The 13,134-nt window shown below is 63.0% G+C and carries 12 protein-coding genes and 1 pseudogene; 10 read left to right on the top strand and 3 right to left on the bottom strand.

Going from position 1 to position 13,134, the window contains the following annotated elements:
• The first annotated feature begins 19 nt into the window (after window positions 1–19).
• The 9 genes and pseudogenes from V3H56_RS21810 to V3H56_RS21770 all read left to right on the top strand — a co-directional run bounded on the left by V3H56_RS21810 (window position 20) and on the right by V3H56_RS21770 (window position 8,224).
• A complete protein-coding gene (locus V3H56_RS21810) occupies window positions 20–1,021 on the top strand; it encodes a PleD family two-component system response regulator (protein ID WP_042730683.1) in 1,002 nt (333 codons plus the stop codon).
• A 281-nt stretch (window positions 1,022–1,302) separates the two neighbouring features.
• Window positions 1,303–2,398 (top strand): peptide chain release factor 2 gene (gene prfB / locus V3H56_RS21805; RefSeq protein WP_123579921.1). Its coding sequence is split into 2 segments (ribosomal slippage): window positions 1,303–1,374 and window positions 1,376–2,398, totalling 1,095 coding nucleotides; the frame shifts between segments, so codons are not numbered across the junction.
• Window positions 2,399–2,508: 110 nt separating this feature from the next.
• Window positions 2,509–4,011: a lysine--tRNA ligase gene (gene lysS, locus V3H56_RS21800; RefSeq protein WP_042730685.1), complete on the top strand. Its 1,503-nt coding sequence runs from the start codon at window positions 2,509–2,511 to the stop codon at window positions 4,009–4,011.
• A 101-nt stretch (window positions 4,012–4,112) separates the two neighbouring features.
• Window positions 4,113–4,829, top strand: coding sequence for a TetR family transcriptional regulator (locus V3H56_RS21795; protein ID WP_042730686.1), 717 nt, complete (start codon window positions 4,113–4,115; stop codon window positions 4,827–4,829).
• 146 nt (window positions 4,830–4,975) lie between these two features.
• Window positions 4,976–5,530: a hypothetical protein gene (locus V3H56_RS21790; RefSeq protein WP_042731038.1), complete on the top strand. Its 555-nt coding sequence runs from the start codon at window positions 4,976–4,978 to the stop codon at window positions 5,528–5,530.
• Window positions 5,531–5,566: 36 nt separating this feature from the next.
• Complete coding sequence (locus V3H56_RS21785) at window positions 5,567–6,844, top strand: flavohemoglobin expression-modulating QEGLA motif protein (protein ID WP_042731037.1); 1,278 nt, start codon at window positions 5,567–5,569, stop codon at window positions 6,842–6,844.
• A gap of 18 nt (window positions 6,845–6,862) precedes the next feature.
• Window positions 6,863–6,949: pseudogene (locus V3H56_RS21780) on the top strand (metal ABC transporter ATP-binding protein); the annotation flags it as partial.
• A gap of 43 nt (window positions 6,950–6,992) precedes the next feature.
• Window positions 6,993–7,898, top strand: a complete 906-nt coding sequence (locus V3H56_RS21775) for an alpha/beta hydrolase (RefSeq protein WP_042731036.1) — start codon at window positions 6,993–6,995, stop codon at window positions 7,896–7,898.
• On the top strand, window positions 7,895–8,224 hold the full coding sequence (locus V3H56_RS21770; RefSeq protein WP_053147832.1) for a hypothetical protein: 330 nt from the start codon (window positions 7,895–7,897) through the stop codon (window positions 8,222–8,224). Before V3H56_RS21775 ends, V3H56_RS21770 begins: the two co-directional genes overlap by 4 nt.
• Before the next feature lie 90 nt (window positions 8,225–8,314).
• On the opposite strand, the gene V3H56_RS21765 is transcribed toward V3H56_RS21770, so the two are convergent.
• The 3 genes from V3H56_RS21765 to V3H56_RS21755 form a co-directional block, all read right to left on the bottom strand.
• Complete coding sequence (locus tag V3H56_RS21765) at window positions 8,315–9,103, bottom strand: OmpA family protein (RefSeq protein ID WP_042731039.1); 789 nt, start codon at window positions 9,101–9,103, stop codon at window positions 8,315–8,317.
• A gap of 51 nt (window positions 9,104–9,154) precedes the next feature.
• Window positions 9,155–9,568, bottom strand: a complete 414-nt coding sequence (locus V3H56_RS21760) for a DUF4398 domain-containing protein (RefSeq protein WP_042731034.1) — start codon at window positions 9,566–9,568, stop codon at window positions 9,155–9,157.
• Between the two features lie 275 nt (window positions 9,569–9,843).
• Window positions 9,844–10,188 (bottom strand): hypothetical protein, encoded by a 345-nt coding sequence (locus V3H56_RS21755; protein WP_042731033.1) that lies wholly within the window; start codon window positions 10,186–10,188, stop codon window positions 9,844–9,846.
• A 193-nt stretch (window positions 10,189–10,381) separates the two neighbouring features.
• Here V3H56_RS21755 and ppc point away from each other — a divergent pair, with 193 nt between their 5' ends.
• Entirely contained in the window at window positions 10,382–13,012 is a 2,631-nt protein-coding gene (ppc, locus tag V3H56_RS21750) for a phosphoenolpyruvate carboxylase (protein ID WP_047736732.1), read from the top strand.
• The last annotated feature ends 122 nt before the right edge of the window (window positions 13,013–13,134 follow it).

The raw sequence follows: 13,134 nt of genomic DNA, 5'->3' as shown, positions 1-13,134 counted from the left end.
CGTATTCAGGTAAGCCCCCATGCATGATTTACAGCTCGACGAATTCAAGAGCGACGAGAACGCCGCGATGGTCCTGCTCGTCGACGACCAGGCGATGATCGGCGAGGCGGTGCGGCGCGGGCTATCGAATGAAGAAAACATCGACTTCCACTTCTGCTCGGACCCGCACCAGGCCATCGCCCATGCAATCCGCATCAAGCCGACGGTGATTCTCCAGGATCTGGTGATGCCCGGCCTCGATGGCCTGAGCCTGGTGCGCGAATACCGCAACCATCCGGCCACCCGCGATATCCCGATCATTGTCCTGTCCACCAAGGAAGACCCGCTGGTCAAGAGCGCGGCATTCGCCGCGGGGGCCAACGACTATCTGGTCAAGTTGCCCGACAACATCGAACTGGTGGCGCGCATCCGCTACCACTCGCGCTCCTACATGATGCTGTTGCAACGCGACGCGGCCTATCGCGCCCTGCGCATCAGCCAGCAGCAATTGCTCGACACCAACCTGGTGCTGCAACGGCTGATGAACTCCGACGGCCTGACCGGGCTGTCGAACCGGCGGCATTTCGACGAGTACCTGGAGCTGGAATGGCGCCGGGCGATGCGCGACCAGAGCCAGCTGTCGCTGCTGATGATCGATGTGGATTACTTCAAGTCCTACAACGATAACTTCGGCCACGTGGAGGGCGACGAAGCCCTGCGCAAGGTCGCCACGGCGATCCGCGATGCCTGCAGTCGCCCCTCCGACCTGCCGGCCCGCTACGGTGGCGAAGAATTCGCCCTGGTCCTGCCTGGCACTTCGCCTGGCGGCGCCCGGTTGATGGCCGAAAAGCTGCGCCAGAGCGTGGTCGCCCTGAACATCCCCCACAACACCCCCGACGGCGGCGCGAACCTGACCGTCAGCATCGGCGTCTCCACCGTCACTCCGCAGCAGGGCGGCGACAGCCGGCAACTGATCTCGGCGGCGGACAAGGGCCTGTACATGGCCAAGCACAATGGGCGCAACCGGGTGGGTATCGAATAACGCCCAAGGCAACAGGGGGATTTTTGTGGCGAGGGGATTTATCCCCGTCGGGCTGCGTAGCGGCCCTGTAAGAGCGACTAGCGGGTAAGTCAGGTGAGCCGACTTGGCTGCTTTGGGGCTGCTTCGCAACCCAGCGGGGATAAATCCCCTCGCCACAAGGGCCGGAGTCTGGCCCTTACTCTGAATCTCCTTCCTCCAAAGCCGCCAGGCGGGCTGCCGCTGGCGCGTGATTACGTTATACTCGCCGGCTTTCAAAAGTTCGCCAACGAGTGCTGCCCGCCATGGAAATCAACCCGATCCTGAACACCATCAAGGACCTGTCCGAGCGCTCCGAAACTATTCGGGGGTATCTTTGACTACGATCAAAAGCATGAGCGCCTGACCGAAGTCAATCGCGAGCTTGAAGATCCGAGTGTCTGGAACAAACCTGAATACGCCCAGGAACTGGGTCGCGAGCGTTCTGCGCTGGCGCAGATCGTCGAGACCCTGGACGAACTGGCCAGCGGCCTGAGCGATTGCCGCGACCTGCTGGACATGGCCGTCGAGGAAAACGACGAAGGCGCGGTCGGCGATGTCGTCGCCGAACTGGCCCGCCTGGAAGAATCCCTGGCCAAGCTGGAATTCCGCCGCATGTTCAGCGGCGAGATGGACATGAACAACGCCTACCTGGACATCCAGGCCGGTTCCGGCGGCACCGAAGCCCAGGACTGGGCCAACATCCTGCTGCGCATGTACCTGCGCTGGGCCGACAAGCGCGGTTTCGACGCGACGATCATGGAACTGTCGGCCGGCGAGGTCGCCGGGATCAAGGGCGCCACCGTGCACATCAAGGGTGAATACGCCTTTGGCTGGCTGCGCACCGAGATCGGCGTGCATCGCCTGGTGCGCAAGAGCCCGTTCGACTCCGGCAACCGTCGCCACACCTCGTTCTCGGCGGTGTTCGTGTCGCCCGAAATCGACGACAAGGTCGAGATCGAGATCAACCCGGCGGACCTGCGCATCGACACCTATCGCTCCTCGGGTGCCGGTGGCCAGCACGTCAACACCACCGACTCGGCCGTGCGGATTACCCACGTACCGACCAACACCGTGGTCAGCTGCCAGAACGAACGTTCCCAGCACGCCAACAAAGACACCGCGATGAAAATGCTCCGGGCCCGCCTGTACGAGCAGGAGATCCAGAAGCGCAACGCGGCGTCCCAGGCCCTGGAAGACAGCAAGTCGGACATCGGCTGGGGTCACCAGATCCGTTCGTACGTGCTCGATGCCTCGCGCATCAAGGACCTGCGCACCAACATCGAACGCAGCGACTGCGACAAGGTGCTCGACGGCGACATCGACGAATACCTGGAAGCGAGCCTCAAGCAAGGCCTGTAACGCGACACCCATGCGCCGGGCAGGCCCGCTCCCAAGAGAGGCGCGAGGCTTGCCCGCCCACTCCGGCCCGGCGCTGGAGGCAACGAACCTGTGATGGAAACCTTAAAGACATGAGCGACCTAGAACTCGACCCGCAAGCCCTGCAACAGGAAGAAAACGCCCTGATCGCCCTGCGCAAGGAAAAGCTGGCTGCCGAGCGCGCCAAGGGCCAGCCTTTCCCGAATGACTTCCGCCGCGACGCGTATTGCGACGTGCTGCAGAAGACATACGCGGACAAGACCAAGGAAGAACTGGCCGAGGCGGCGATTCCAGTCAAGGTGGCCGGTCGCATCATGCTCAACCGTGGGTCGTTCATGGTGATCCAGGACATGACCGGGCGCATCCAGGTCTACGTCAACCGCAAGACCCTGCCGGAAGAAACCCTGGCCGCCGTCAAGACCTGGGACCTGGGCGACATCATTGCCGCCGAAGGAACCCTGGCTCGCTCCGGCAAAGGCGACTTGTACGTTGAAATGACCCACGTGCGCCTGCTGACCAAGTCCCTGCGCCCGCTGCCGGACAAGCACCACGGCCTGACCGACACCGAACAGCGCTATCGCCAGCGCTACGTCGACCTGATCGTCAACGAAGAGGTGCGCCAGACGTTCCGCGTACGCTCGCAGGTCATCGCCCACATCCGCAGCTTCCTGATGAAGCGCGACTTCCTCGAAGTCGAGACGCCGATGTTGCAGACCATCCCTGGCGGTGCGGCGGCCAAGCCGTTCGAGACCCATCACAACGCCCTGGACATGGAAATGTTCCTGCGTATCGCCCCCGAGCTGTACCTCAAGCGCCTGGTGGTCGGTGGCTTCGAAAAAGTCTTCGAGATCAACCGCAACTTCCGTAACGAAGGCGTTTCGACCCGGCACAACCCCGAGTTCACCATGCTCGAGTTCTACCAGGCCTACGCCGACTACGAAGACAACATGGACCTGACCGAGGAACTGTTCCGCGAGCTGGCGCAGCTGGTGCTCGGCACCACCGACGTGCCGTACGGCGACAAGGTGTTCCACTTCGGCGAGCCGTTCGTGCGCCTGTCGGTGTTCGACTCGATCCTCAAGTACAACCCGGACATCAGCGCTGACGACCTGCGGGACATCGACAAGGCCCGTGCCATCGCCAAGAAAGCCGGTGCCAAGGTGCTCGGCTTCGAAGGCCTGGGCAAGCTGCAGGTGATGATTTTCGAAGAGCTGGTCGAGCACAAGCTCGAGCAGCCGCACTTCATCACCCAGTACCCGTTCGAAGTGTCGCCGCTGGCCCGTCGCAACGACGAAGACCCAAGCGTGACCGACCGCTTCGAGCTGTTCATCGGTGGCCGCGAAATCGCCAACGCCTACTCCGAGCTCAATGACGCGCAAGACCAGGCCGAGCGCTTCATGGCCCAGGTGGCCGACAAGGACGCCGGCGACGACGAAGCCATGCACTACGACGCTGACTTCGTGCGTGCCCTGGAGTACGGCATGCCGCCGACCGCCGGTGAAGGCATCGGCATCGATCGCCTGGTGATGTTGCTGACCAACTCGCCGTCGATCCGGGATGTCATCCTCTTCCCGCACATGCGGCCGCAAGCGTAAGGGTTTCAAATAAAAAGCCGCCTGGAAGGGCGGCTTTTTATTGCCTGTCTGGTACAAACGTATCAATTGGTTACTTTTGAAAGAGCGAGGAAAGACCTGTCGTGAATCGTGCAATGGCTTCAGAAGGTGCCGCGGGCGTCGCCACGGCTGTCGCTGAAAGTGTTCAGTACCAGGGCCGCAAGGCCAGCCGACAGGGCAGTGAGCAGCGGCGCCAGGAGATTCTCGACGCAGCCATGCGCATTGTGGTGCGCGATGGCGTGCGTGCGGTTCGCCACCGCGCCGTGGCCGCCGAGGCGGGCGTGCCGCTGTCGGCCACGACGTATTATTTCAAGGACATCGATGACCTGCTCACCGATACCTTCGCCCAGTACGTGGAACGCAGCGCGGCGTTCATGGCCAAGCTGTGGACCAGCAACGAAGGCCTCTTGCGTGAAATGGTCGCCTACGGTGACGGCAGCGCCGAGTCCCGCTCGCAGTTGGCGGACGACATTGCCCGGATGACCGCCGACTACGTGCAACACCAACTGGACAGCCGTCGCGAGTACCTGATGGCCGAGCAGGCGTTTCGCCAGGAAGCACTGCTCAACCCGCGCCTGGCGCAACTGGTGCGTTCCCACCAGCAGATCCTGCTGCACGGCACCTGTCAGTTTTTCCAGGTATTGGGCTCCCGCGAACCGCAACAGGATGCCAAAGTGTTGACGGCGATTATCGGACGGATGGAATATCAGGGCTTGCTCAATGGCGCCGAGCCGGTCGCCGGTGAAGATATGCTCGGTATCCTGACCCGCTACATGCACCTGGTATTGGCGTCGGTGTAACCCATCTTGGGGGGCACCATTGTCCTGTGGCGAGGGAGCTTGCTCCCGCTTGAGTGCGCAGCACTCACAAAATGGGGCCGCTGCGCAGCCCAGCGGGAGCAAGCTCCCTCGCCACAGGGACCGGGCGTCTACCATAGGGAGTTCCAATGAAAACCTGGCGTGCCGTTGTACTGGCCGTGTCGTTGCTGCTGCTAAGTGGCTGCCTGGTGTCGTTCAAGACGCCGCTGCCCGACGCCGAGGCGGCGCCCAAGGGCCTGCTCGGCCAGTGGACCAGCACCAATGCCTGGGGCGAGCCGCTGAACCTGGAACTGACGAAGGTCGGCAAGCACCGCTACCAGGCCATCAGCTACTTCAGGGCCAGGCCCCAGGAACGCGAAGCCATCCCGCTCACGGTCTCGCGCCATGGCAGCCGCTGGTACCTGTCGGCCAAGGTGCCGGCCCGTTATGGCGGTCATTTCGTGATCGCCGGCTTCGAACTCACCGACAAGCACGAGCTGGTGGTCTACAACCTGGACCTGGAGCAGGTCAACCAGGCCATCGACCAGAAGATTCTCAGCGGCCAGGTGAACCAGAGCGAGGCCGGTGACGGCGTGCTGGTGGACAGCGACATGGACAAGGTCTTCAGTTACCTCGACGATCCGGCCAATTCCGACGTGTTCTCGGAGGCCGTGCGCTACCAGCGGCAGGCCAGATCCCAATAATCGCAGCAGGCAGATGTCTTTTCACAGGAGTTACGGGTGGACGATTACCAGCAGACGATACGCACCTTGTCCGATCGCATTGTGCTGGCGCAAACGCCGATCCGCGTCCTCGATGCGGTGAAGTGGGACGAGAACATCCGCAAAGGGTTTCTCAAGGCCAAGGGCAAGGAAATGCCCGCCGTGGACCGCGACTATTACCTCAATCGACCGCTGTCCTTCGATTCCAGCAAGGTGAAGCTGGAGTTCCAGAACATCGAGCGCGACATCACCCGCCAGCTCGGGCAGTTCAACCCGGTGGGCCAGATCATGCGCCGCATGTGCAAGGAGTACCGCATGGTGGTGCGCATGCTCGAAGCCCGGGGCACCGAGGATTTCGGGCTGATTTCCCAGGAGCTCTACGGCGCGGCCTCCGACGCCTTCCACGCCGGCGACCCGACGCTGGCCGACCTGGGCCTGATGCTGTCCGACTACCTGAACAACATCGACGGCCGTGGCGACCTGAAGGACGAGCCGAAGATCCTCAGCGCCCAGGACGCCGTCAGCCTGCTGCAACACCGGCTCAACCGGGTGTTCGGCGAGGCCGAGGAAACCATCCGCGTGTTCGAGTCCGATGGGATCGTCGCCGACGCGGCGGCGGGCGCGGACTACATCAAGATCCGCACCGATGCGATGTTCAATGAGCGGGATGTGCGGGCGCTGGAGGTCCACGAAGGGCTGGTGCATGTCGGCACCACTCTCAACGGGCTGAACCAGCCGATCTGCACCTTCCTGTCCAAGGGCCCGCCCTCGTCCACGGTGACCCAGGAAGGCCTGGCGATCCTGATGGAGATCATCACCTTCGCTTCCTATCCGAGCCGGCTGCGCAAGCTCACCAACCGCACCCGCGCCATCCACATGGTGGAGGAGGGCGCCGATTTCCTGCAGGTCTTCGAATTCTTCCGCGAGCAGGGCTTTGAGATGGCGGAAAGCTACGGCAACGCCAGCCGAGTGTTCCGTGGCTCGGTGCCGACCGGCCTGCCATTCACCAAAGATTTGTCCTACCTCAAGGGCTTCATCATGGTTTACAACTACATTCAGCTGGCCGTGCGCAAAGGCAAGCTGGAGCAGGTGCCGCTGCTGTTCTGCGGCAAGACCACCCTGGAGGACATGCGCACCCTGCGGCAATTGGTGGACGAGGGCCTGGTCGTGCCGCCCAAGTACCTGCCCGAGCAGTTCCGCGACATGAATGCACTCTCGGCCTGGATGTGCTTTTCCAACTTCCTGAACCACCTGAGCCTGGATCGGATCGAAGCGGATTATTCCAATATCCTTTGAACACAACACCCAGCCCCTGTGGGAGCGGGCTTGCTCGCGAAAGCGGTGTATCAGTCGACATCATCGTTAGCTGACACACCGCTTTCGCGAGCAAGCCCGCTCCCACTGGGATGGCGTTCCAACTCTGATTTTTGCGAGGTTTCACCGGATGCGAACCCTCGGCATCTTTTGCCTGTTGCTGGCCTTGAGCGGTTGCAGTTCGCTGCTGTTCTACCCTGAGCGTGGCCTGCCGTTCACCCCGGAGCGGGCCAAGCTCGACTATCGTGATGTCACCCTGGTCACCGCCGACGGCCTCAAGCTGCGAGGCTGGTGGCTACCGGTCAAGCCGGGTGTCGAGGTCAAGGGCACGGTGCTGCACCTGCACGGCAACGGCGGCAACCTGGCCTGGCACCTGGGCGGGAGCTGGTGGCTGCCGGAGCAGGGCTACCAGGTGCTGATGGTCGACTACCGGGGGTATGGCGTGTCCGAGGGCGAGCCGAGCCTGCCGGCGATCTACCAGGATATCGACGCCGCGTTCCAATGGCTCGACCGGTCCGCCGATGTCCAAGGCAAGCCACTGGTGTTGCTCGGCCAGAGCCTGGGAGGCGCGTTGGCGGTGCATTACCTGGTGGAGCATCCGCAGCGCCAGCGACAGCTCAAGGCGCTGGTGCTCGACGGCGTACCGGCCAGCTATCGCGATGTCGGGCGGTTTGCCCTGAGCACCTCGTGGTTGACCTGGCCGTTCCAGGTGCCGTTGTCCTGGCTGGTGCCGGACGGTGACAGCGCGATCAGCTCGATGGCGCAATTGACCGGCGTGCCGAAACTGATCTATCACAGCCTGGACGACCCGATCGTGCCCCTTTCCAACGGCATCCGCCTGTACCAAGCTGCGCCGCCGCCCAGGGTCCTGCAATTGACCCGTGGCGGGCATGTACAGACATTCGCCGACCCGACCTGGCAAACCGTGATGTTGCGCTACCTCGACGACCCCACGCATTTCGACGGCCTGCGTCGCCTGGGCGAAGTGCCGAATTATCCGAAATCACCCGATCAATCCCCAGAGAGTCCGCAATGAGCGAAGAACGTAACGCCATCCCCCTGATCATCACCGGTATCTGCAGCATCCTCGGCACTGTCGCGGTGTTGTGGTACTACGGTTACCTGCACTTCGCCAAGCCCGAGGACGCGTTGCTGCTCAACGAATTCACCATGCTCAAGACCGTGCCGGGCGAAGACTACAAAGTCTCCCTGGAGCCCGCGCCCCAAGTGGCCCAATGCATCGACGGTGTGTTGGTGCTGTTTGACACCGAGCAGAAAGGCCTGACCGGTGTGCTGATCAACGAAAAGAAACGCGCCGTGCGCTGCATGGGCCAGGAGACGCCGCAGAAGCTGCAGCCTTGAGCTGATCCATTCCCCTGTGGGGAAGTGTTCGGCAATGAAAAAGCCCCGCCTGACTGGGTCAGGCGGGGCTTTTTCATTGCCGTCAACCGATCAGTTGGCGCTCATGCTCGAACGCGGGGCGACGGGTTGGTTGTCGTTGGAAATGGTCACCTCCACGCGACGGTTCATGGCTCGTCCCGAAACGCTGTTGTTGTCGGCGACCGGGAATTCCTTGCCATAACCCTGGGTCACGATGCGGGCCGGATCGACGCCCATTTTCACCAGGGCAGTGCGCACGGAGCTGGCACGGCGCTCGGACAGCGATTGGTTGTAGGAGTCCGAACCGGTGCTGTCGGTGTAGCCTTCGACGATCACCTTGCGGTCCGGGTTTTCCTGGAGGAACTGTGCCAGTTTGTTCACGTTGACCAGGCCGCTGGAGCGCAGGTCGGACTTGTTGGTGGCGAACAGCACGTCACCGAAAGTCACCAGCGTACCGCGTTCGGTCTGCTTGGCGTTCAGGCTGTCCTGCAGTTGCTTGATCTGCGCATTGCGGGCATCGAGCAGCGCACGGGCGCGTTCGTCACCGGCGTTTTTCAGCGCGGCCTCGGCGTTGCGCAGGGCGATGGTCTGCTTGGCCACTTCAACACGCTGGTTGGTCAGGTAGGCCAGTTGGTCGACCTTGGCTTCGTCTTCCCGGTCCAGGTAAGCCTTGTCGGCCTTGGCCAGGAAATCGGCTGCGTCCTTGGTTTCCAGGGCTGCCACCTTGGTCGCCGCTGGGTCAGCCTGCAGGCCGTTGTAGTTGGTGCGGGCCTGTTCCAGGTTCGCGTTCGGGTCATGGGAGCAAGCGGCCAGGGCTACGCAGGCAGCGAGCAGGGCGGGCATCATCAAGTGTTTGTGCATCATAGTCTGTCGTCCTTTTATCAATGAGAAGTACGTCGTGGCCTGAACCGATTACTGAATCTTGTTCATGCCTTCCTGACGCAGTTCCTGAACCCCTTTCTGGGAATCCTTGAGTGCTTGTTCCGCTTTGGCGGCCTGGGCCTTGCGCTCGGCGACGCGAGCATCCCACTCGGCCTGTTCGGCCAGACGCTTGGCTTCGTCGTATTTCTTGTCGTGCATGGCCAGTTCGGCTTGCTTGAGCTTGTCCTGGGCCGATTTCATTTCCACCGCGGCGAATTCGGTACCACCGGCCGTCACGGCGCTGTTGACCGCCGATTGGGTCACCGCGTACTGCTCCGAAGGTGGGTTGCCCGCGCAACCGGCCAGGATGAAGCTGCTACCGATGGCCAGGGCAGCCAGCTTGAGGCCGCGCAGGCCCGCGGATGAGGGTTTCGCAGTGCAGGTATTCATAGGCTTCAACTCCATTGGAAAACTCCTGAAAAAAACTACAAATCCATGCTGGGACCGAAACCGTGACGTCTGTTTAGGCGCGGAGGCCAGGGCGCGTTTATTAAAACGGCCGTTCCAGTATGGTTATTCGGTGTGACCCGAAGCTTTTTTCAAAAGTTCAGCGGAGGTGGCCATTCGCCAAAAGAATTGCTGACTGATTGGTCAATGGCAAAAAAGCTGAACTTTCAAGGCGTGCAGCGGTATTCCCGGCGCCAGTCATGGCGTCCGGGAGACCACGAGCGGGAAGGGAGTCAGTGTTTCGGCTTGTCGTTCTGCGAGGAAAGCTCATGCAGATGCCTACGCGACAAGGCGAGGAATCTCGGCGTCGGGCCGACGTCTTCGTACAGCGGGTCACCTTCTTCATCGGTGGCGACCACCTGCTGCCCCTTGACGTACGGGAAGCTCGCTTCGAGTTCTTCCAGCGCGGCCCCGATCAGTTCGCCCAGCAGTTCCTCGGGCTGGCGCTTGGGGTACATGTCACAGATTGCCGCCAGTCGTGCCGCGGCTTCGACGTCCAGGTGAATCGTGTAGCCGGTCTGGGTCAGGCGACCCTTGGCGTTTTCTTCCCAATGCTGGGCAAGCTCACGGATTTTCATGATGGCCTCAATAAGTCTGCTTATGGCAGGCGTGGTGAGTGGCAAGCCGTTGTGTGGCCTATTCATCAGACTAGCTTTGTCCTACAAGGTTTAAAGACCCTTCGTCGCTTGTCATAAACGACCGGCATCGGCACTCTCTATGGCAACGCGTCTACCCCGTTCGCTGTCCGGACCTTTTGCTGGAGAACTGCTGATGACCGATATCGATGCCCGCTTGCGCGAGGACGTCCACCTGCTCGGCGAGCTGCTGGGCAATACCATTCGCGAGCAGTACGGCGACACGTTCCTCGACAAGATCGAGCAGATCCGCAAGGGCGCCAAGGCCGATCGGCGCGGCTCGGCGGATGCCGAACTCAGTGCCAGCCTCAACGCGTTGAGCGAAGACGAGCTGCTGCCCGTGGCGCGGGCATTCAACCAGTTTCTCAACCTTGCCAACATCGCCGAGCAGTACCAGCTCATCCACCGCCGCGAAGAGTCGCAGCCGGCTCCCTTCGAGGCCCGGGTGTTGCCCGAGCTGCTCGCCCGGTTGCGGGCCGAGGGCCACGGCGCCGAGGCCCTGGCGCGGCAATTGGGACGGCTGGAGATCGAGCTGGTGCTGACGGCCCACCCCACGGAAGTGGCCCGGCGTACGCTGATCCAGAAATACGACGCCATCGCCGCGCAACTGGCGGCCCAGGACCACCGCGACCTGACCAGCGCCGAGCGGGCGCAGATTCATGAGCGCCTGCAACGCTTGATCGCCGAGGCCTGGCATACCGAGGAAATCCGTCGCACCCGCCCGACCCCCGTGGACGAGGCCAAGTGGGGCTTCGCGGTGATCGAGCATTCGCTGTGGCAGGCCATCCCCAATTACCTGCGCAAGGCCGATCAGGCCCTGCACGCGGCCACCGGGCTGCGCCTGCCGCTGGAGGCCGCGCCGATCCGTTTTGCTTCGTGGATGGGCGGCGACCGGGACGGCAACCCGAACGTCACGGCGGCGGTAACGCGCGAAGTGCTGTTGCTGGCGCGGTGGATGGCGGCGGACCTGTACTTGCGTGACGTCGATCACCTGGCCGCCGAGCTGTCCATGCAGAACGCCAGCGACGTCTTGCGTGCCCTGGCGGGTGACAGCGCCGAACCCTATCGCGCCGTGCTCAAGCAGTTGCGCGAGCGCCTGCGGGCCACCCGCAACTGGGCCCACGCGGCCTTGAAAGGTGCCACGCCAGCGTCCGCCGATGTGCTGCAGAGCAACCGCGAACTGCTGGACCCGCTGGAGCTGTGCTACCAGTCGCTGCATGAGTGCGGCATGGGCGTGATCGCCGACGGGCCGTTGCTCGATTGCCTGCGCCGGGCAGTCACCTTCGGCCTGTTCCTGGTGCGCCTGGACGTGCGCCAGGACTCGACCCGCCATTGCTCGGCCATGACTGAAATCACCGACTACCTGGGCCTGGGTCGCTACGAGGACTGGAACGAGGAACAGCGCATCAGTTTCCTGCTGGAAGAGCTGAACAACCGGCGCCCGCTGTTGCCTGCCCATTTCAAACCATCGGCTGACACGGCCGAAGTGTTGGCCACGTGCCGTGAAGTGGCGGCGGCACCTGCGGCGTCCCTGGGCTCCTACGTGATCTCCATGGCCGGCGCGGCTTCCGACGTGCTGGCGGTGCAACTGTTGTTGAAAGAGTCCGGCGTGCTGCGCCCGATGCGGGTGGTGCCGCTGTTCGAAACCCTGGCCGACCTGGACAACGCCGGGCCGGTGATCGAGCGGCTGCTGCGGTTGCCGGGCTATCGCTCTCGGCTGCAAGGCCCCCAGGAAGTGATGATCGGCTATTCCGACTCCGCCAAGGATGCCGGCACCACGGCGGCGGCGTGGGCACAGTACCGGGCCCAGGAGCGGCTGGTGGACATCTGTCGCGAGCAGCAGGTCGAACTGCTGTTGTTCCACGGTCGCGGCGGCACGGTCGGGCGTGGCGGCGGTCCGGCCCACGCGGCGATCCTGTCCCAGCCGCCGGGCTCGGTGGCCGGGCGTTTCCGCACCACCGAGCAGGGCGAAATGATTCGTTTCAAATTCGGTCTGCCGGACATCGCCGAGCAGAACCTCAACCTGTACCTCGCCGCCGTACTGGAAGCGACTCTGTTGCCGCCACCACCGCCGACCCCCGAGTGGCGGCACCTGATGGACGAACTGGCCGCCGACGGTGTCAACGCCTACCGCGCGGTGGTGCGGGAGAACCCGCAATTCGTCGAGTATTTCCGCCAGTCCACGCCCGAGCAGGAACTGGGTCGCCTGCCGTTGGGCAGTCGTCCGGCCAAGCGTCGGGCCGGCGGGATCGAAAGCCTGCGGGCGATCCCCTGGATCTTTGGCTGGACCCAGACCCGCCTGATGTTGCCGGCCTGGCTCGGTTGGGAAACCGCCCTGGGCAAGGCGCTGGAGCGGGGTGAAGGGCAATTGCTCGGCCAGATGCGCGAGCAGTGGCCATTCTTCCGTACCCGCATCGATATGCTGGAGATGGTGCTGGCCAAGGCCGACGCCGATATCGCGCGCTCCTACGACGAACGTCTGGTGGAACCTGAGTTGCTGCCATTGGGTGCGCATTTACGCGACCTATTGTCGCAGGCCTGTTCGGTGGTGCTGGGGTTGACCGGTCAGTCGCAGCTGCTGGCACATAGCCCAGACACGCTGGAATTCATCCGCTTGCGCAACACCTACCTCGACCCGCTGCACCTGTTGCAAGCCGAACTGCTGGCCCGCTCGCGGCAACCCGAGGTCGCCCAGGGCAGCCCCGTGGAACAGGCGTTGCTGGTGTCTGTGGCAGGGATTGCCGCCGGTTTGCGCAATACCGGCTAAGCTCCAGCAGCGCACCGAAACGGCCCGTCCGGGGTTCCCGGACGTCGGCCGCGGGGGGAGGGAAGAGGTCGACCAGGCGACAGTTTGTTGTTCGGTTGCGACTCTCGCCACCTCCGCCAAAG

The sequence above is a fragment of the Pseudomonas sp. MS646 genome (assembly GCF_036693845.1).
In the GTDB taxonomy this organism is placed as follows: domain Bacteria; phylum Pseudomonadota; class Gammaproteobacteria; order Pseudomonadales; family Pseudomonadaceae; genus Aquipseudomonas; species Aquipseudomonas chlororaphis_E.
The sequence above is the reverse complement of the archived record's forward strand: the minus strand, read 5'-3'. Positions and strand labels throughout refer to the sequence as shown.